The 18,436-nt window shown below is 67.2% G+C and carries 18 protein-coding genes; 3 read left to right on the plus strand and 15 right to left on the minus strand.

Annotation, left to right across the window (positions count from 1 at the left end; genetic code table 11):
• Positions 1–17: 17 nt before the first annotated feature.
• The 10 genes from JI752_RS07820 to JI752_RS19430 all read right to left on the minus strand — a co-directional run bounded on the left by JI752_RS07820 (position 18) and on the right by JI752_RS19430 (position 9,710).
• The gene (locus JI752_RS07820; RefSeq protein WP_216961598.1) at positions 18–356 is read right to left on the minus strand and encodes an NADH-quinone oxidoreductase subunit K; all 339 of its coding nucleotides are present in this window, start codon (positions 354–356) and stop codon (positions 18–20) included.
• Positions 349–1,296: a hydrogenase subunit MbhD domain-containing protein gene (locus JI752_RS07825; protein WP_216961600.1), complete on the minus strand. Its 948-nt coding sequence runs from the start codon at positions 1,294–1,296 to the stop codon at positions 349–351. Before JI752_RS07825 ends, JI752_RS07820 begins: the two co-directional genes overlap by 8 nt.
• The gene (locus tag JI752_RS07830) at positions 1,293–1,583 is read right to left on the minus strand and encodes a monovalent cation/H(+) antiporter subunit G (protein WP_216961604.1); all 291 of its coding nucleotides are present in this window, start codon (positions 1,581–1,583) and stop codon (positions 1,293–1,295) included. The genes JI752_RS07825 and JI752_RS07830 overlap by 4 nt, the downstream gene beginning before the upstream one ends.
• Entirely contained in the window at positions 1,580–1,840 is a 261-nt protein-coding gene (locus JI752_RS07835) for a monovalent cation/H+ antiporter complex subunit F (protein ID WP_216961607.1), read from the minus strand. The genes JI752_RS07830 and JI752_RS07835 overlap by 4 nt, the downstream gene beginning before the upstream one ends.
• Before the next feature lie 42 nt (positions 1,841–1,882).
• Positions 1,883–2,416, minus strand: a complete 534-nt coding sequence (locus tag JI752_RS07840) for a Na+/H+ antiporter subunit E (protein WP_254200478.1) — start codon at positions 2,414–2,416, stop codon at positions 1,883–1,885.
• Between the two features lie 5 nt (positions 2,417–2,421).
• On the minus strand, positions 2,422–5,481 hold the full coding sequence (locus JI752_RS07845) for an efflux RND transporter permease subunit (RefSeq protein WP_342316705.1): 3,060 nt from the start codon (positions 5,479–5,481) through the stop codon (positions 2,422–2,424).
• On the minus strand, positions 5,478–6,539 hold the full coding sequence (locus tag JI752_RS07850) for an efflux RND transporter periplasmic adaptor subunit (protein WP_216961612.1): 1,062 nt from the start codon (positions 6,537–6,539) through the stop codon (positions 5,478–5,480). The genes JI752_RS07845 and JI752_RS07850 overlap by 4 nt, the downstream gene beginning before the upstream one ends.
• Before the next feature lie 230 nt (positions 6,540–6,769).
• Positions 6,770–8,023, minus strand: coding sequence for an arginine deiminase (arcA, locus tag JI752_RS07855; RefSeq protein ID WP_216961615.1), 1,254 nt, complete (start codon positions 8,021–8,023; stop codon positions 6,770–6,772).
• Positions 8,024–8,040: 17 nt separating this feature from the next.
• The gene (locus tag JI752_RS07860) at positions 8,041–9,465 is read right to left on the minus strand and encodes a basic amino acid/polyamine antiporter (RefSeq protein ID WP_345777329.1); all 1,425 of its coding nucleotides are present in this window, start codon (positions 9,463–9,465) and stop codon (positions 8,041–8,043) included.
• Between the two features lie 122 nt (positions 9,466–9,587).
• Positions 9,588–9,710, minus strand: coding sequence for a hypothetical protein (locus tag JI752_RS19430; protein ID WP_256448103.1), 123 nt, complete (start codon positions 9,708–9,710; stop codon positions 9,588–9,590).
• A gap of 101 nt (positions 9,711–9,811) precedes the next feature.
• Here JI752_RS19430 and JI752_RS07865 point away from each other — a divergent pair, with 101 nt between their 5' ends.
• On the plus strand, positions 9,812–10,261 hold the full coding sequence (locus JI752_RS07865) for a DUF6491 family protein (protein ID WP_254200229.1): 450 nt from the start codon (positions 9,812–9,814) through the stop codon (positions 10,259–10,261).
• Between the two features lie 9 nt (positions 10,262–10,270).
• Here the strand turns inward: JI752_RS07865 and JI752_RS07870 are convergent, their stop codons facing one another.
• The 3 genes from JI752_RS07870 to JI752_RS07880 form a co-directional block, all read right to left on the minus strand.
• The gene (locus tag JI752_RS07870) at positions 10,271–10,690 is read right to left on the minus strand and encodes a helix-turn-helix transcriptional regulator (RefSeq protein ID WP_216961623.1); all 420 of its coding nucleotides are present in this window, start codon (positions 10,688–10,690) and stop codon (positions 10,271–10,273) included.
• 88 nt (positions 10,691–10,778) lie between these two features.
• Positions 10,779–11,525, minus strand: a complete 747-nt coding sequence (locus JI752_RS07875) for a hypothetical protein (RefSeq protein WP_216961625.1) — start codon at positions 11,523–11,525, stop codon at positions 10,779–10,781.
• A gap of 36 nt (positions 11,526–11,561) precedes the next feature.
• Positions 11,562–13,655, minus strand: a complete 2,094-nt coding sequence (locus JI752_RS07880) for an alkyl sulfatase dimerization domain-containing protein (protein WP_216961628.1) — start codon at positions 13,653–13,655, stop codon at positions 11,562–11,564.
• A 91-nt stretch (positions 13,656–13,746) separates the two neighbouring features.
• On the opposite strand from JI752_RS07880, the gene JI752_RS07885 reads away from it, so the two are divergent.
• Both JI752_RS07885 and JI752_RS07890 read left to right on the plus strand, forming a co-directional pair.
• The gene (locus JI752_RS07885) at positions 13,747–14,877 is read left to right on the plus strand and encodes a helix-turn-helix domain-containing protein (protein WP_216961630.1); all 1,131 of its coding nucleotides are present in this window, start codon (positions 13,747–13,749) and stop codon (positions 14,875–14,877) included.
• Positions 14,878–15,000: 123 nt separating this feature from the next.
• Entirely contained in the window at positions 15,001–15,729 is a 729-nt protein-coding gene (locus JI752_RS07890; protein WP_216961634.1) for a hypothetical protein, read from the plus strand.
• Positions 15,730–15,779: 50 nt separating this feature from the next.
• Here JI752_RS07890 and JI752_RS07895 read toward each other — a convergent pair whose 3' ends face one another.
• Both JI752_RS07895 and JI752_RS07900 read right to left on the minus strand, forming a co-directional pair.
• Positions 15,780–17,384: a serine hydrolase gene (locus JI752_RS07895; protein WP_216961638.1), complete on the minus strand. Its 1,605-nt coding sequence runs from the start codon at positions 17,382–17,384 to the stop codon at positions 15,780–15,782.
• 5 nt (positions 17,385–17,389) lie between these two features.
• Positions 17,390–18,433, minus strand: coding sequence for a DUF1611 domain-containing protein (locus tag JI752_RS07900; protein WP_216961641.1), 1,044 nt, complete (start codon positions 18,431–18,433; stop codon positions 17,390–17,392).
• Positions 18,434–18,436 lie beyond the last annotated feature (3 nt).

The following is an 18,436-nucleotide window of genomic DNA, read 5'->3' on the forward strand; positions in this document are numbered from 1 at the left end:
CGCCTGCGTGGCGCATGTCACGCGCCGCGACCATCATGATCCTTCCGGGTCGGCGCCTCGTCGTCCAGCGACGTCGTGCCGGTCATTTCGAACAAGCGCAGCAGCAGCGCCACGGCCAGCGCCGAGGCCGAGAACGCAACCACGATCGCGGTGATGAGCAGCGCCTGCGGCACCGGATCACCACCCATCCCCATCGCCGCACCACGGCGCGCGATCACCGCGCACACCAGGAACACGCCCGTGCCGATGATGTTGAACGCAAGTATCTTGCGCAGCGGCTGCGGATTGACGATCAACCCGTACAGGCCGATCCCGATCAGCGCGGCGGCGCAGTAGCCGAACCACGTTTCATTCATGGCGCCCTCCCGTGTCGCGCGGCGCACCGGCCAGCAGCAGCGCCAGCGTGATGGCCAGCGATGGCATCAGCGCGATCTCGATGACGACGATCAGCGGTTTCGCGAACCCGTCCGGATACGCGAGGAACGCCCCGGCGCGCCACACGCCGTAGACACCGATCGCGACGAACACCAGCGGCCCGGCCACCAGCCACGCACGCAGCGATGCGCGGCCGATCAATGGCGCACGCGCAAGGCCAGCCATCATCGCCAGCAGCCACATCGCCGCCAGCACCGTCGCGCCCTGGAACTTCCCGCCCGGTGCATCGGCGCCCACCCACAGGATGTAGATCGCTATCACTACCCCGATGGGCGGAAGCACGCGCGCGACGTAGGCGAGCACGCCGTCCGGATCGACGTCGTGTGCGACGTCCGGCCGCTGCCCCCATGCCGCATCGGGCGTGAGCGACCACACGCCGATCAGCGCGAAGAGCAGCACGATCGCCTCCAGCAGCGTGTCCATCGCGCGGAACGCCAGCAGCACGCCCGTGATCGGATTGCCGACGCCGGTCGCATCGAGGTTCGCCGCGACATCCGGCACCAAGGTGTGCTGCGGTTCCGGCAACCAGTTCAGGCACACCACCAGCACGGCGGTCACGCCGACCGACACCGCGACCGCCAGCACGCGCGTCAACGGCCCACGCCGCGCGCCCACCTCGCCGTATCCGGCACCGCGCAGTCGCGAGGCCGCGCCGATCAGCAGCGCGCCGGTCAATCCGCCGCCGATGGCCGCTTCGGTCATCGCGACATCGACCGCCGACAAGCCCACCCACGCCAGCGTGAGCAGCAACCCGTACGCGATGAAACCCGCCACCGCCGCGAACATCCCGCGCGCCAGCATCACCCACAACGCGAGAGCGATGAGCAGCGCGATCAACGCGAGGGTCGGCGCGCCGCTCATGGCTTGTCGGCCTCGCGCACCGTGCGCGCGATGAGTTGCGATACCGCCGCCGAAGCCCACAGCACCAGGCCCCAGATCAGGATCAGCTTGATGCCGACCAGCACGCTCCCCGCCTGCGGCAGCAGGCCCAGCACCACCAGGCCCAGGCCGAGGTTGTCGGCCTTGGTCAACGCATGCAGGCGCGTCAGCGAATCCGGGAAGCGCAGCAATCCCACCGTTCCGGCGAGGAAGAACACACCACCGGCGCAGACGGCGACATAGGTCCACAGGTCGAGCAGCAGGCTCATGATCGCCTCGCACCTCGCGCCGCCTTGACGAAGGCGATCGATGCGAACGCCGCCAGCAACGCGAGGATCAGCGCGACATCCGTCACCGCCGATGCACCGGCCGTCGCGCCGAGCAGCAACGCCGCGATGCCGCCGCTGCCCAGCAGTTGCGCGGCCATCATGCGCTCCGCGTCGCCCGGCCCGCGCAGGATGCGCACCAGGCCGATGGCCACCACGAACAGGACGAATGCCGCCGCGCCCAGCAGGAAGTCGTCCATCACGCCTGCCCTCCCGCGTCCGCGATGACGCGTGGTGCGAACTCAATCATGGTCATCCTCCCGTGCGGGAATCAGGGCGCGCGCGAACAGCTGCTCTTCGCGCTTGAGCTGTTCGGTATTGGGTAGGTCGCGGTCCAGGCAGTGGTACACCAGCGTGTCCTGCGTCTCGCCGCAGGGCACCGAACCGGGCAGCAGGCTGGTGATCGCCGCGAACGTGTTGCGCGTGACACCGCGCGGGAATGCGACGGGACATTCCACGATCCCCGGTGCCAGCGGCAGGCGCGGATCGAAGGCGCGACGCGCGACGTCGATGCCGGCCAGCACCGATTGCCACAGGAAATGCGGCCCGAGCGCCAGCAACGCGCCGAACTTCAGGTGCCCGGCTTCCGGCCTGAGCAGCTGCAGGCTCGTCCACGTCGCAAGGACGCTGGCCACCAGGCCGAACGCCACGTCCGCCGGCTTCGCGCTCGGCATCAGCACGATCCACAACGCGAGGAATCCCGCGCCGCGCATCAACGCCGTCCACGCGTACCGCCCGCGCGCGAACTTGCCACCGGCCGGCGACGGCGCGCCCATCGCGCTCACCCCTGCTCCGCCGCCCGCGTCGGCGGCGGCTCGTTGCCGAAGACCGTCACGTACAGCACCGGCAGGAAGATGAGCGTGAGCGCGGTGGCGACCAGCAGCCCGCCCATGATGGCGAACGCCATCGGCCCCCAGAACACCGTGGGTGCGATGGGGATGAGGCCGAGCACGGTGGAGATCGCCGTGAGCATCAACGGCCGCATGCGCGAAGTCGCCGCACTGAGCACCGCATCGAGCACGCCCATCCCGGACGCGCGGTCGGTCTCGATCTGGACGATGAGGATCACCGCGTTCTTGGCGATCATGCCGATCAGCGCCAGGATGCCCAGGATCGCCACGAACCCCAGCGGCCGGTTGAACACCAGCAGCGAGGCCACCACGCCGATCAGGCCCAGCGGCAGCACGCACACCACCATCGCCAGGCGCCGGAAGCTCACCAGCAGGATCATCATGATCACCAGCATCAGCAGGATCATCACCGGCACCACCGCATACACCGAGCGGCTGGACTCGTTGCTTTCCTCGTAGAGCCCGCCGGTGTCGACGCGGTAGCGCTTTGGCAGCGTTTCGTTGAACGCTTCGATCTTCGGCCGCAATGCGTCCACGACGTCGTCGGGCAACACGTCGCGCGTCACGTCCGCGCGCACCGTCAGCGTCGGTACGCGGTCGCGCCGCCACACCAGCGGGAATTCCTGTTCCTCGGTGAACGTCGCGAACTGCCGCAACGGCACCGTCCGCCCCGTGGCGGTGGGCACCTGCAGCGTGGAGAGCGTGTCGAACGACGCGCGCTCCTCGTCGGTGGCGCGCGTGACCACGTTGATCAGGTAGATGTCGTCGCGCACCTGCGTGACCGGCGTTCCGGCGATGGACGCGTTGAGCACGCCCGCCAGCGCCGCCGAACTCACGCCGAGCTGGCGTGCCTCGTCCTGGTCGATGTGGACGCGCACCTGCCGCGCGGGCTCCATCCAGTCGTAGTTGACGTGGCGCACGCGCGGGTCCGAACCCACCACGCCCGCCAGGTCGAGCGATATCTGCCGCAGCCGATCCATGTCGGGCCCGCTCACGCGGTACTGCAACGGCCAACCCACCGGCGGCCCCAGTTCCAGCGGTGACACGCGCGCAACCACGTCGGGAAAGTCCGTCGCGAGCAGATCCTCCAGCTTCTGATGAAGGCGTTCGCGCGCCTCCAGGTCCTTGGCGACGATCACGAACTGGGCGAAGAAGGGATTGGCCAGTTGCACGTTGAGCGTGAGGATGAAGCGGATCGCGCCGCGCCCGACGTAGGTGCTGTAGTGATCGACGTCCGGGTTGCCGTTGAGGAACGCTTCCAGGCGCTCGGCCTGCTCCTGCGTGGCGAAGATGGACGCGTTCTGGCGCAGCGTCATGTCGACGGTGAGCTCGGGGCGGTCCGATGCGGGAAAGAACTGCTGCGGCACGAAGCGCACCAGGAAGATCGCCAGCACGAAGGCCGCGACGGTGACGCCGATGGTGAGCCAGCGTGCGGCGATCGCCCCGCGCAGCAGCTTTCCGTACGTCGCCATGATCCGGCTCGGCTTGGCCTGCGCATCGCGCTTGGGCACTTTCAGGATCGCCTTGCCGAGCAGCGGCGCGAAGATCACCGCGCCCAGCCACGACACGATCAGCGAGATCGCCACCACCGCGAAGATCGAAAAGGTGTACTCGCCCGCCGAACTGCGCGCGAAGCCGATGGGGACGAAGCTGGAGATCGTCACCAGCGTGCCGATCAGCATGGGCGCGGCGAGCGTGCGGTAGGCGTACGTGGCCGCCTCGTCCTTGCTGTCGCCCGCGCCGAGCCGGTTCATCATCGCATCGACCGTCGTCATCGCATCGTCGACGAGCAGGGTCAGGGCGATGATCAACGCACCGAGCGAGATGCGGTGCAGGTCGATGCCCAGCGCGTTCATGACCGTGAAGACGATGGCCAGCGTGAGCGGGATCGACAACGCGACCACCGTGCCCGGTCGCACGCCCAGGCTGACGAAGCTGCACACCAGGATGATGATGATGGCCTGCCACAGCGAGGCCATGAAGTCGTTGATCGAAACCTCCACTGTCACCGCCTGGTCGGCCACGAGCGTGGGCTCGATGCCCACCGGCAGGTCGGCGCGGATGTCGGCCATCTCGCGGCGCAGGTTCTCGCCCAGCGCCAGGATGTCGCCGCCTTCGCGCATCGCCACGGCCAGGCCGATGGCGGGCTTTCCGTTCACGCGGAACATCGGTTGCGGAGGATCGACAGTGCCCCGATGCACGCGGGCGATGTCGCCCAGGCGCACGATGCGGTTGCCGGCCGGGAAGTTGAACGACTCGATGTCGGCCTCGTTGTCGAACGCACCGCTGACGCGCAGGAACACGCGCTCCTGCCGGGTCTGGATGACGCCGGCGGGGCGCACCACGTTCTGCGCCTGCAACGCGCCGATGATCGTCCGGTAATCCAGGCGCATGCCGGCCAGGCGCTCGGTGGAGAACTCGATGAAGATCTGTTCGTCCTGCGCACCGAGCACTTCGATCTTGGACACGTCCGGCACGTTCAAAAGACGCGAACGCACCGCTTCGACCTGGTCGCGCAGCTCGCGAAAGCTGAAGCCGTCGGCGGTGAAGGCGTAGATCGTGCCGAAGGTGTCGCCGAAGTCGTCGTTGAAGAACGGACCGACGACGCCGGCCGGCAAGGTCTGCCGGATGTCGCCGATGTTCTTGCGCACCTGGTACCAGACATCCGGCACCTCCGACGGCGGCGTGGATTGCTCGAGTTCGACGAAGATCGTGGTCTGCCCCGCCGTGGTGTAGCTGCGCACCGAGTTGATGTGGCGGGTTTCCTGCAGCTTGCGCTCCAGACGTTCGGTGACCTGCGGCAGCATTTCTTCCACGGTCGCGCCGGGCCACGCGGCGCCGACGACCATCGTGCGGACCGTGAACGCGGGATCCTCGTCGCGGCCGAGCTGCAGGAACGACATCAAGCCTGCCGCCAGCGAGATGATCATCAGGAACACGACCAGCGAGCGTTTGCCCAGGGCCCACTCGGAGAGGTTCGGCCCTATCACGGCTTCGCCTCGATGAGGCGAACCTTCTGGCCGGGGCGCAGCGCCTGCACGCCGGCGGTCACCACGATGTCGCCCTGGTTCAGGCCCGAGGCCACCATCACCGCCGAGGGGCTGGACGACTGGATGCCGATCTCGCGCGTCGACACCGTGTGCGCCTTCGGGTCGACGACCCACACCGCGGCCTTGCGTCCGGAGCGGATCACCGCCGCGGCCGGCACTTCGATGCCGAGCACGGAATCCAGCTTCATGCGTCCGGTCACGGTGCTGCCCAGGCGCATCGCGGCGGGCGGATCGATCAGGCCGACGTTGATGCGGAACGTGTTGGTCACCGGATCGGCGCGCGGCGCGACTTCACGGATGCGGCCCTGCGCGGTGATGCGTGGATCGGCGGTGAGCATGACGGTGATGCGCGGGTTGTCGGGCGCGCTGTCCTTCACCGCCGCGGGCACGTCGAAGACGGCATCGCGCCCGCCTTCGCGCGCGACCTGCGCGATCATCTGGCCTGCGCCCACCACCTCACCGGGTTCGGCGCCGACGGCGGTCACCACGCCCGCAACATCCGATGCAATGCGCGTGTAGCTCAAGCGGTTGCTGGCGAGGTTGAGCTGCGCCTGCGCCGATTCGACCTGCGATTGCGTGGCGCGGCGACTGGCTTGCGCCTGGTCGAACAGCGCCCGCGACACCGCGTCCTGCGCCACCAGTCCGCGCATCCGGACGAAATTGTTGTCGGCCTCCACCGCCTGCGCCTGCGCCGCGCTGAGCTGCGCACGTGCAGCCTGCACGCCGCTCTCTTCGTCCTGCGTGTCCAGTCGCGCGATCACCTGCCCGCGCTGCACGCGATCGCCCACGCCGATCCGCCGTTCGGTCACGCGGCCGGAAATGCGGAACGACAGATTGACCTCGCTTTCGGCCTGCACGCTGCCGACGAGCGATACCGTGTCGCCGCTCATGCGCTTGTCGGTGACCATCACGCGGACGGGCCGCACTTCCTGCGTTTCCTCGTCGCTGCCGCGCCCGCAGGCGGCAAGAAGGACGAGCACGCAACCCGCGGCGACCATGCGCCAGTGGAAGCAACACCGGAGGACGCGGATGGAAGGCACTGGCTCGACTCCCTATCGATGTACCGGACCGGATTTCATCCCCCCTGGTCCGGGCGCACCGGACGGCCGGGATAACGCACGGAGCCGGTGTCCGCGCGACTGCAACGCAAGCGCCGGCCCGGGTCCGGATCTGCTTCCCGGGCGCGCCTTCGATCCGGCCGGTCGTCGCGAACCGCGATTGCCCGGACCTAGAAATCCACCGCGTCGCGGATGATCGGACACGTCATGCAGTGGCCACCGCCGCGTCCGCGGCCGAGTTCGGCGCCGACGATGGTGATGACCTCGACCCCCTGCTTGCGCAGCTGCGTGTTCGTGTAGGTGTTGCGATCGTACGCATAGACCACGCCGGGCGAGGCGCACACCAGGTTCGCGCCGCTGTCCCACTGCGTGCGCTCCTGCTGATAGGCCGTGCCGCCGGTTTCGACCACGCGCAGCTTCTTCAGGCCCAGCGCCTCGCCGACGACGTCGACGAACGGCTTCTCCTCGCGGTGCAGTTCCACGCCGCTGGGATGGCTGCTCGGGCGATACGAGAAGGTGCGGACCTGGTTGATGAACTCCGGTGCCAGCAGGCACAGGTCGCGATCGGCGAAGGTGAACACCGTGTCCAGATGCATGGCCGTGCGCATCTTCGGAATGACCGCCACGATCACGCGTTCGGCCGCCTTCTTTTCGAACAAGGACGCGGCCAACTGGCTGATCGCCTGACGCGAGGTGCGCTCGCTCATGCCGATGAGCACGTTGCCCTTGCCGATCGGCATCACGTCGCCGCCTTCCAGCGTCGCCAGGCCGTGGTCCTTGGTCGGATCGCCCCACCACACGTTGACCTTGCCGGCGAAGTCCGGATGGAACTTGTAGATGGACGTGGTGAGGATGGTTTCCTCGTGGCGCGCCGGCCAGTACAACGGATTCAGCGTCACGCCGCCGTAGATCCAGCACGTGGTGTCGCGCGTGTAGAGCGTGTTGGGCAGCGGCTGCAGCAGGTACTCGGCTTCGCCCGCCGCCTCCTGCACGACCTTGAGCGCCTCGCCGCCGATCTTCTCGGGGAACTCCTCGGTCGACAGGCCGCCGATGAGCGTTTCGGCCAGATCGCGCGGAGACAGGCCCTCGAGATAGCTGCGCAGTTCGTCGATGAAGCCCAGCCCGACCTGGTCCGGCACGACCTGGTTGTCGAGGATCCACTTCTTCGCTTCCGGTATCTCCACCGTCTCGGCGAGCAGGTTGTGCATCTCCACCACGTCGATGCCGCGGTCGCGCATCTTGTTGACGAAGTCGAAGTGGTCGCGCTTTGCGTTCTCCACCCACAGCACGTCGTCGAACAGCAGCCGATCGCAATTGGTCGGCGTGAGCCGCTGGTGGGCGCGCCCGGGCGAACACACCATGACCTTGCGCAGCGTCCCTACTTCGGAATAGACGCCGAACTTTCCATCCGATGCCGTCGCCATGAACCTGCTCCTGCTTGCTAGATGGTGATGTAACCGGTGACCAGCCACCACACGCCCACGATGGCGCCGATCGCGGCCAGAACGAAGATGATCCAGTCGGAGGTGCGCGAGAAGACCGGAAGTCCCTGCTCGCGCCGCGCCCACACGTACAGCGCCGTGCCCGGTGCATAGAGCACCGCCGAGAGCACGATGAACTTCATGCCGCCCGCGTAGAGCAGGAAGATGGTGTAGACCGTGGCGACGGCGGCGATGATGAGATCGCGCTTGCGGTCGCCGGGGTCGGTCTCGTAGGTCTCGCCCCGGCGCGTCAGCATCAGGCCGTAGCCGGCCACCAGCAGGAACGGAATCAACGCCATCGCACTGGTGAGGTTCAACATCAGGCTGAACGCGTCGCGCGACCAGTAGGTGGTGATCACGATGACCTGGATCACGATGCTGGTCGCCCACAATGCGGCCACGGGCACCTTGTTGGCGTTTTCCTTCGCGAACACGCGGGGCATGTCGCGGGTCCTGGCGGCCGTGAACATGACCTCCGCGCAGATCAGCGACCACGCCAGGTACGCGCCCAGCACCGAGATCAGAAGGCCGATGCTGACGAAGATCGCGCCCCACGGGCCCACCACCGCCTCCAGGACCGTCGCCATCGACGGCTGGCGCATGCCGGCGACATCGACGCGCGGCAGCACCGCGTAGGGAAGCAGCGTCACCAGCACCATCAGGGTGGTCACCGAGATGAAGCCGGTGATGGTCGCCGCGCCCACGTCCTCGCGCTTCTTGGCGTAGCGCGAGTACACGCTCGCGCCTTCGATGCCGAGGAAGACGAAGACCGTCACCAGCATCGTCGCGCGCACCTGGTCGAAGACGCCGCCTTCCAGCCCGCCGCCGTAGAAGTTCAGCTGGAACAGGTCCATCTTGAACGCGAACGCCAGGATCGCGATGAAGACCAGAATCGGGATGATCTTGGCCACCGTGACGATCTGGTTGATGAAGGCGGCCTGCTGCACGCCGCGCAGGATCATGAAGTGGAACAGCCAGATGCCGACCGAGGCGACGACGATCGCCACCACCGTGTTGCCGTCGCCGAAGACGGGGAAGAACGCGCCCAGCGTCGACTTGATCAGCACCCAGTACGACACGTTGCCGATGCAGCTGCCGATCCAGTAGCCGAACGCGGAGAGGAAGCCCGGGTAATCGCCGAAGCCTTCCTTCGCGTAGGCGAACACGCCCGCGTCGAGGTGGGGCTTGCGTTCGGCGAGGAACTGGAACACGCGCGCCAGCATGTACATGCCGGTGCCGGCGATGAGCCAGGCGATGATCGCGCCGAAGGGTCCGGTCGCGTTCGCGAAAGTGCGAGGCAGCGAGAAGATGCCCGCCCCCACCATTCCGCCGACCACCATCGCGGTCAGCTGCATGCGTGACATTCTGGGTTCGGACGTCGCCATGTCGCTCACGGTCCTGTGCACGTCGGCGAACCATGCTTCAGGTTGCGTAACGTGTTCGTGAAGATGGCGAGAAGGGTTCTGCCGTTCATCGCGGTTTAAACGCGATATGTGTCACGCCGACTTCACTGCATGCTCACCGCATGTGGATGCGCGTTGCGGTAGGCCGCCGCACTGCGGCAGCGGGCACGTTTCACTTTCGCTTCACCGCAGCCGTCGTATTCCACGCGCTCGTTCGACAGGTCCACTGGTCGAACCTCCGCGTCGCACCGCAACGGGCCTGCGTGCGACGCGATGCGACGGGCTCCATCACCGACCGACGGCAAACGACATGCGGTACACCGCTCCCTTGCTTCTCGCAATCGCAGCGGCCCTGGCGGCCGGATGCGCCACCTCGCCCACGCTGGACACGCAGGAGCGATTGGCGCTCTATCGCGAGCACGCCGGTGCGCCGGTGCCGTCGTTCCGCCTGGAGCGGATGACGGGCACCCAGAACTGGACGCCGCTGGGCGATCAGGCACTGGCGGTCTGGTCCAGTGCCAGCCGCGGGCACCTGCTGGAACTCGTGAATCGCTGCCCCGCGATGTCGTCCGCCTCGGGCATCGCCATCACCAACCGTGGCGGCCAGGTCACCGCCCGCGTCGATGCGGTGATGCCGCGAACGGCCACCGGGCTGGTGGCGGTAGGCAGCGGCACCTGCCGCATCGATTCGATCCGCCCGCTCGATGGCCGCTCGCTGCGCGACGCCAAGCGCGAGCTGCGCGAGGCGGACATGGTCGAACGAAGTGACGGCGGTTAGGCCGCGCGCCTACCCGCAACGCGCCGCGTGCTCGCCACGCCTGAGCGTCTCGTGCGGGTACTCGCCGAAGAGCGCATGGTATTCGGCCGCCATGCGGCCCGGATCGCGAAACCCGAACCGCTGTCCGATCGTGGCGATGGTGGTGTGCCCGGACATCGCGGAGAACAACGCGGCGCGGACCAGGTGCAGCCGTCGCATGCGGATGTACCGACTCGGCGACATGCCCAGCGTCGACTGGAACGCCGAGCGCATCGTGCGCTGGCTGACGCCCGCGTCCGCGCAGATCTCGCTCACGCGTAACGAGCGCCCGTCGCTGGCGTCGATTTGCGCCATCGCCCACGACAAGGCCTGGCGATCCAGCGCCGGACGCCCGCGTCGCGCGGTGACCGCGCCGTCGTCCTGACCAAGCCGCTTGCGGGATCCGGGCATGAGGGCTTCAGGGAGCACGTGAAGAGGCACGCGGCACGATCGGGCCGCGCGGCATGCGCCGTCTGCATTGCTTCCAATGCGCGGGCGCTCAGAAGGAGATGGCCACGCCGATCAGCGGTCCGTGCTGCATGAGCTCGTAGTGCTGGAACGTGCGGCCCTGTCCCTCGCTGTAGTCGTAGGACAGGACGCGGTAACCGAAGTACCAGTCGAAGCGGTCGTTCACGCCGCGACGGAACGTGGTCAGGAAATGCCAGGTCAGGTCCGAACCGCCGCCGCCGATGTCGCCACGCACGTTGTAGCTCCACTTCTCGCCGATCGGGAACGAGGCGCGCATGCCGATCAACCCGTCCGTCCAGCTTGCGCCGCGCCTCGCCTGCGCCGTCTGTTGCAGCACGCGCACGTTCAACTCCGAATCCAGGTCGAAGTAGGCCGCCGACAGCAGCACTTCGGCGTAAGGCGCGAAGCGGTATCCGCCCGTCGCCATCACCGTGAGCTGATCCAGGTACAGGCTTCCGCCCACGTTTCCGCGCGGGCCGGACGCGCGCCAGCCCAGATCCATGTACGTGACGTCGGTGCTGAACGACCACAGGCCGTTATCGATCCGGTAGGCCACCATGCCGCCCATCCGCAATGCGTCGAGCACGTCGGACTTGTCGAGCTCCACGCTCAGCGGCGGCAGGATGCCGATCTGCGCATCGCCTTCGATCGCCGCGCCCATGGCGTAGATGTAGACCGTCTGCTTCCACGAGTCGCGGGCTTTGACGTCCTGCGCCCGTGCGGGCATGCACAGGCACAGGGCGGTCGCGCTTGCCGTGATGGAGAGAAGAAGCTTCATGCATCACCTCCTCGCATTGCGATTTGCATGGCCACATCAATCGGCATTCGTCATGCCCGGCTGGATCACCATCTGGAACGGCTTCGTCGTCGCCGGTGTCGGCTGCGCATTGCGCGTGCCCGGGAAAACGGCGAAGTCGGGCGTGAACTGCACCAGGATGCCACCCAGCTGCTCGATCGGCTTGCGATTTCCGCTGAACCGGGCCAGCCCCTGCTTCTCCAGGTCCGCGAAGCTCTTTAGGCCCATCATCAGGTCGTTGAGGTCCGACCGGTTCACGGTGATCGTCAGGTCCGCCTTCGGATTGGCGAAGCCCTTGATGTTGGTGAGCGTGGCGTTGCTCATCTCGATCGCATACTTCTCGCCGTTGTCGGGCGTGACCAGGTTGATGGTGAAGCGCATGCCATCGGCCTTGCGGCTGTCCATGCTGATGCCCAGGAAATCCAGCCACTGGTCGGTGGCCATCGCACGAATGACGTCGGCGCTCGCCGATGCCGGCGCGACGCCGGCGGGAATGCCGCTGCGCAGTTCATAGGCCATATTCAGATAGCTGTTGCGCACGCTGGGTGATTCGCGCTGGTAGCCAAGCTGTTCGAAGGCCTCGGCCAGCAGGTTGCGCGCCCGCTGGTTCTGCGGCTCGGCGAACACGACCTTGTTGAGGATCTCGCCGGCTTCCAGGTACTTGCCCTGGTCGATCAGCTCGCGACCCTTGGCGATGATCCGCGCCGAGCCGCCCATCATCTCCACGTACAGCCGCGCGCTCACCGGCTGCGGCAGCGGCTCCAGGTTCACCGGATTGCCGTCGTAGTAGCCAAGGAATCGGTTGATGATGGCGCGGCTGTTGTTCGCCTCCGAGCCGTGGTAGCTGCGCGCGGCCCACTGCCGCTGCAGGCTCGGCGGCGAGTGGTAGATGTTGTGGATCTCGTTGATCGTCACGCCCTGGTTGGCGAAGTGCAGCACCTGGTTGTTCATGTTGGCGTAAAGGTCGCGCTGCGCGCGCAGCACCTCCATCACGCGCGCATTGCCCCAGCGCGGCCAGCTGTGCGAGGCGAACAGCACTTCCATGTCCGGGAAGTGGTAGATCGCCGCGTTGATCTGCTTGGACCAGTTGAGCGAGTTGCGCACCGGTGCGCCGCGCAGGGTGTAGATGTTGTGGATCGTCGCGGTGACGTTCTCGCCGGCCCAGAACGCCTTCCAGTCCGGAAACCAGGTGTGCATCTGCACAGGGGCCTCGGTGTCGGGCACGTTCTGGAAGACCATCCGCACGCCGTCGACGGTCATCGGCTCGAAGTCCCGGGTGATGCTCACGTTGGGCGCGATCAGGCCCACGCTGCCGGCCGCGACGTTCTTGCCGATCGACTGGTCCACGTGGCCGAACGGACTGCGCTGCAGCAGGATGCCGTACTGGATGCGGCTGCGCCGCGTCATCGCGTTGCCGGCGAACACGTTCTCGGAGATCGCCTCGTGCAGGAAGTTCTCCGGCGCGATCACCTTGACCTTGCCCGATTGCACGTCGGCTTCGCTGACGACGCCGTGCACGCCACCGAAATGGTCCACGTGCGAGTGCGAATAGACCACCGCGACTACTGGGCGCTCGCCCAGTTCCTGGTTGATGAACTTCAGCGCCGCGCGCGCGGTTTCGGCGGCCGTGGCGGGATCGAACACGATCCAGCCGGTGTTGCCCTTGATGAAGGTGACGTTGGCCAGGTCGAAGCCGCGCACCTGGTAGATGCGGTCCGGCAGCACTTCGTACAGGCCGTAGGCCATGTTGAGGATGGCCTGGCGTTGCAGCGACGGATGGATGCTCTCGAAATCCGTGTCCTGCAACAGCCAGCTGTAGCTGTCCATGTCCCACGCCACGTTGCCGGCGTCGGCCATGATCTGCTTGAACGGTGGCACCGCGATGAGCCCCTTCTTGTTCTCTTCGAAATCGCGCTTGTCCTCGAACGGCAACGCCTTCCGCACGCCGTTGCGCAGTTCGACGGTGAAGCGTGACGGAGGCTTGCCCTCGGGATGGAAGTGCGTGAGGGCGGCCTGCGCCGCGGCATGGCCCGACTCGGGAGGTTGCTGTCCCCACGCCGAGGACGAACCTGCGGCGAGCACCAGCAAGGAAGTAGCGAACAGTGCCTTCATCTGGAAGCTCCGTCAGGGTGGAGGCGGCGCGTTCACGTTCGTGACAATCCGGTGATCGCCGTACAACGGGGTTCGCGAGCGCACGTCCGCGATGCGTTCGGACGATGCCGCAGAGGCTTTCGCCAGGCCCTCCCATCGCGCTGGACGGTCCTGGGGCGTGCGACTAGAGTTGATCGCGCAGGGCCGCTTCGCTACGTCAAATCGGAAATATTTCAGCACCGTCGAGGTCGCGATGCTCCGGATTTCCAGCAGCGAGTTCGAAGAGTTCGTGGCCGCGGTTCCGGCGATCAGCGGTCGTTACCTGCAGACGGGCCGAAGCGTCCGGGCGTGGCGCCTGAGCATGACCACGCTGGGCGATGTCACCATCGTCTGGGTCCGCGGCGGCGCCCGCAACATCTTCCACGGCACGAGCCTGGCCGGCCGTTACTCGCTGTATCTGCCAATCTCGGAGCCGACCGTGGTTGCGCTCAACGGGCTCAAGCTCGCCAATGCGCGGTTCGGTTCGATCTGTCCCGGGCAGGAGTTCATTCTCCGCACCGATGCGCCGACGCTCTGGGCAGGTTTCCAGGTGCCGTGCAGCGCCGTGCGGCATCGGGTCGGATTCGATCACGACGATGCGACGTTGCTCGCACAGACGCGTGTATTGCAGGCCACGCCACTGGCCATCGCGCGGCTGTTCGCGCTGACCCAACGCTTGCGTGCCGTGGAGGCGCGCGATCCCGACGTTCTGGACGGAACACCCTCACGCAACGCACTCGCACAGCAGCTGCTGGACGCGATCTTCGAAATGCTGCACAGGGGCGACCCGCGCGACGCCCCGAAGGTTGGACGCAGGCCGATGCAACGGCACAGGATCATGGAGCGCTGCCTGGAGCTGATCGAATCGCGCCTGGATTGCGCGCCTACCGTGGAGGATCTGTGCAGCGTTGCCGGCGTATCCGACCGCACGCTGCGCACGGTGTTCATCGAGCAATGCGGCGTGGCCCCTCATCGCTACCTGATGATCAGACGGCTCCACGCGATCCACGAAGCGCTCTGCTACGCGGTAGCCGGCGAGACGGTGACATCGATCTGCAGCGCCTTCGGCGTCTGGGACTTCGGCCGCCTCGCCCGGCAGTACCACAGCCTCTATGGCGCGCTTCCGTCCCAGCATCTCCATCGCGCCGGGCGCATGCGGCGGGGGAAGTCGCATGGAGCGCCGCGGCTGGGGCGCGTTCACTAGGTCAGCAAACTGTGTTCACGGTGTTTCAACGCCGCGTATGTGTGATGTCTCGCCGGCACTCGCCCCGGCCATCGGCGGCGGACCACGTGCACGGCTCATTCGAAGGTCATCGGAGGACGGAACATGGCGGCACGCACCATGCAGTCGATGAAGTCTGTGGCCGGGCGCCGCACGCAACCTGCCCAAGCATCTGTGGCCCGTGCGCTCGCGCGTGCTCGGCGCGTTGCACGCTGCCTCGTCTGGCTGGCGTTCGCGCTGGCCGCGCTGCCGGTGGTCTGCAACGCGGCGCCGACACCGCGTGATCCGCTTGTTCCGGATACGTCGCTGCCGATTCCAACCCTGCACTTCGACGGTGCCGGGCAGCTCGTGATTTCACCCTCGGCCACGTCCTCGCGTCACGACTTCGATTACCTCGTTGGGAACTGGCATCTGAAGAATCGCAAGCTCAAGTCCCGGCTCACCGGGTCGACGGAATGGATCGACTTCACTTCGCGCGTGGAGATGCACCAGATCCTCGATGGCCTGGGCAATATCGACAAGTACACCGAGCAATCCACGGGCAAGCCGTACGAAGGCGTGGCATTGCGGCTGTTCGATCCGGCGACGCGGCTGTGGAGCATTTATTGGGCCGACGGCAATTCCGGAAAACTGGACCCGCCGGTCGTGGGATCGTTCGAGAACCATGTGGGCCACTTCTTCGCCCGCGATACCTACAAGGGCAAGAACATCATCGTGGTGTTCCGCTGGGACGTGCGCGATCCGACGCTTCCGATCTGGAGCCAGGCCTTCTCCACGGATGAGGGCAAGACCTGGGAGTGGAACGCCATCAATATCTCGCAGCGGGCCAAGTAGGCCAACGCCGCCGGTGTGGTGCGCGCACGAAGACGTCCACGCGCGCCGCCTCACTGGCTGGCTTGCGGCGTGAACAGCAGGTCGTGGTAGTCCCAGCTGAAATCGGCCAGCGGCGACACGGCCTTCATCGTGATGCGGTCGACCTTGCCGTCGGCGTCTAGCGCGAAGCTCACGTAGGCCGGTTCGGCGGTGCGGTCGTCCCAGCGCACCTGGAAGGTGTCGTACTGCCAGTGCTCCAGCGTGCCGAGCATGTTCGGCGTCTGCTTGAAGTTCAGGCGCAGGCGGCCCTTCTCTTCGCGGATCTCGATGGGTCCGTACCACGGGTCGGCGAAATCGCCGGCGTAGCCTTTCAACGGCAGCGACGGGCGCGAGGGCTTCTTTTCCGCCTTGCCGGTGGCGAGCAACTTCAGCGCGCCGTCGACGCGCGCCTTCTTGTACGCGGCGAAGTCGCCGACCCAGTCGCGCTTGGGTGCGCCGAGGTAATGGTCGAGCAGTTCGTACGTCAGGCCGCGCAGGACCACGCCGTCTTCGGAGTTGATCTGCAGCGAGAAGCCGATGTTGCGGTCGGGAATCAGCACCACCATCGTCTGCACGCCGAACACGGCGCCGCCGTGCTCGATGAGCTTGGCGCCTCGGTAGTCGCGCACGTCCCAGCCCAGGGCGTAGGCGGAGAACTGCGGCGTCACTTCCGCTACCGGCGCCGGGTACGGGGTGATCGGCATCAGCACCTGCGGCGTCCACATCTGGCGCGAGGCGTCTTCGCTGAAGAGCCGCGCAGGCTTGCCGCCCGCCGTCGCGCCATCGGGCAAGGCGCCGTGGGCGAGCTGGATGCGCAGCCAGCGGCCGAAGTCGTTCGCACTCGACGACACGCCGCCGGCGGGCGCGGCGTTTGCGCCCAGGCTCTGGCGTTCGTCCAACACTTCCTGCGTGCCGACGCCGCGGAAGCCGCCGTCCATGCGCGCGTGCGGCTGCACGCGGTTGGCGGTGGCGAAGCGGTCGGCGTCGCGCGTGGTCGAGGTGCGCATGCCGGCGGGCTTGAGCACGCGTTCGCGCACGAAGGTTTCCCAGTCCTGGCCGCTGACTTCCTCGATCAGCTGGCCGGCGACGGCGTACAGCAGGTTGTCGTAGGCGTAGCCGCTGCGGAAACTGGTGGCCGGCTTGATGTAGCGCAGGCGGCGCACGGTCTCGGCGCGGCTGAGCGAGGAGCGTGGCACGAACATCAGGTCGCCCGCACCCAGTCCCAGGCCGCTGCGGTGCACGAGCAGGTCGCGGATCGTCATCTCGCGCGTGACCCAGGCGTCGTACATCTGGAAACCGGGCAGGTGGTCGATGACCTTGTCGTCCCAGCCGATCTTGCCTTCGTCCACCAGCACCGCCAGTGCGGCGGTCGTGATCGCCTTGCCGGTGGAGCCGGTCGGAAAGATCGTGTCGGCATCGACCGGTTCGTTCGAACCCAACCTACGCACGCCGTAGCCCTTGGCGTGCACCACCTTGCCGTCCTCGACGATGGTGACGGCCATGCCGGGCACGCCCTGCGCGCGGATCACGTCGTTGACGCGCGCGTCCAGATCAGCGGGCGGTGCCGCCCATGCGGCGAAACTGAAGGCGACGCCGGCGACGACCGGCACTACGTGCAGCAGGCATGTCTTGCGCATCGGTGTCATCCCAGGCATTGAGTTACCAGTGCTTCGAATTCGTCGCCACCGCGGATCGGGTCGGCGACGGCGCAGCCCAGGCGGTCGCTTTCCGATGCCAGCAGACGGCGTGCGGCGGCTTCGTCCAGGTGCGCGGTGTTGAGGCTGACGCCACCGCAGCGGATCAACGGATTCGTGCGGCGGCCCAGCTGCAGGTTGAGCGCGATCGCCTCTTCGATGCTCGGCAACGCGTAATGCGGATGGCCGAGCACGCGATCGCGACCCGGTTGATGGCAGACCACCACCACATCGGGCTGGCTGCCGTGCAGCAGCGCCATCGAGACACCGGCATACGCGGGATGGAACAGCGAGCCCTGCCCTTCGATCACGTCCCAGTGCGATGCGGCTGCATCGGGCGTGAGCAGTTCGGCCGCGCCGGCGGCGAAGTCGGCGATCACCGCGTCCATCGGAATGCCGCCGCCGGCGATGAGGATGCCGGTCTGCCCGGTGGCGCGGAAGTCGGCGTCTATGCCGCGCGCGCCGAACGCGCGCGCCAGTGCCAGGGCCGTGTACTTCTTGCCGAGCGCGCAGTCGGTGCCGACCGTCAGCAATCGCTGCCCGCTGCGTTTGCGTCCGGACGCGATCGGCAACCGGTCCGGCGGGCGTCGCACGTCGATGAGGCGGCGGCCGTGGAGCGTGGCGGCGCGCTGCAACGCGGGCAACTCCGCCAGGCGTACGTGCATGCCGCTGACGATGTCCAGGCCGGCTTCCACCGCGCCCACCAGCGCCGTCACCCAATGGTCGGGAATGACGCCGCCGGCGTTGGCGACACCGATCACCAGCGCGCGCGCACCGGCCGCGTGCGCCTGCGACGGTGACATCGCCGGCAGGCCGGTGCTGACGCGCGCACCGGGCATGGCGTATTCGCCGATGCAGCGTTCCGGTGCCCAGTCACGCAAGCCGAAGGCGGTCTTGGCGTAACCGGGCTCGACCGTGTCCCCCAGGAACAGCAGGTACGGCGCGGGCAGCGCGGGCGTTTCAGGTTGGTGCACCACGGAGGCAGCTTGCATGTG

It is taken from the genome of Lysobacter sp. MMG2 (assembly GCF_016735495.2).
Lineage (GTDB): Bacteria > Pseudomonadota > Gammaproteobacteria > Xanthomonadales > Xanthomonadaceae > Lysobacter_J.

What these genes read in the sequence shown, in the direction of transcription:
- JI752_RS07820 (WP_216961598.1), bottom strand. Translation starts at nt 356, where the DNA reads ATGAATGAAACGTGGTTCGGCTACTGCGCCGCCGCGCTGATCGGGATC.
- JI752_RS07825 (WP_216961600.1), bottom strand. Translation starts at nt 1,296, where the DNA reads ATGAGCGGCGCGCCGACCCTCGCGTTGATCGCGCTGCTCATCGCTCTC.
- JI752_RS07830 (WP_216961604.1), bottom strand. Translation starts at nt 1,583, where the DNA reads ATGAGCCTGCTGCTCGACCTGTGGACCTATGTCGCCGTCTGCGCCGGT.
- JI752_RS07835 (WP_216961607.1), bottom strand. Translation starts at nt 1,840, where the DNA reads ATGGACGACTTCCTGCTGGGCGCGGCGGCATTCGTCCTGTTCGTGGTG.
- JI752_RS07840 (WP_254200478.1), bottom strand. Translation starts at nt 2,416, where the DNA reads ATGGGCGCGCCGTCGCCGGCCGGTGGCAAGTTCGCGCGCGGGCGGTAC.
- JI752_RS07850 (WP_216961612.1), bottom strand. Translation starts at nt 6,539, where the DNA reads ATGGTCGCCGCGGGTTGCGTGCTCGTCCTTCTTGCCGCCTGCGGGCGC.
- arcA (WP_216961615.1), bottom strand. Translation starts at nt 8,023, where the DNA reads ATGGCGACGGCATCGGATGGAAAGTTCGGCGTCTATTCCGAAGTAGGG.
- JI752_RS07860 (WP_345777329.1), bottom strand. Translation starts at nt 9,465, where the DNA reads ATGGCGACGTCCGAACCCAGAATGTCACGCATGCAGCTGACCGCGATG.
- JI752_RS07870 (WP_216961623.1), bottom strand. Translation starts at nt 10,690, where the DNA reads ATGCCCGGATCCCGCAAGCGGCTTGGTCAGGACGACGGCGCGGTCACC.
- JI752_RS07875 (WP_216961625.1), bottom strand. Translation starts at nt 11,525, where the DNA reads ATGAAGCTTCTTCTCTCCATCACGGCAAGCGCGACCGCCCTGTGCCTG.
- JI752_RS07880 (WP_216961628.1), bottom strand. Translation starts at nt 13,655, where the DNA reads ATGAAGGCACTGTTCGCTACTTCCTTGCTGGTGCTCGCCGCAGGTTCG.
- JI752_RS07885 (WP_216961630.1), top strand. Translation starts at nt 13,747, where the DNA reads ATGCGTTCGGACGATGCCGCAGAGGCTTTCGCCAGGCCCTCCCATCGC.
- JI752_RS07890 (WP_216961634.1), top strand. Translation starts at nt 15,001, where the DNA reads ATGGCGGCACGCACCATGCAGTCGATGAAGTCTGTGGCCGGGCGCCGC.
- JI752_RS07895 (WP_216961638.1), bottom strand. Translation starts at nt 17,384, where the DNA reads ATGCGCAAGACATGCCTGCTGCACGTAGTGCCGGTCGTCGCCGGCGTC.
- JI752_RS07900 (WP_216961641.1), bottom strand. Translation starts at nt 18,433, where the DNA reads ATGCAAGCTGCCTCCGTGGTGCACCAACCTGAAACGCCCGCGCTGCCC.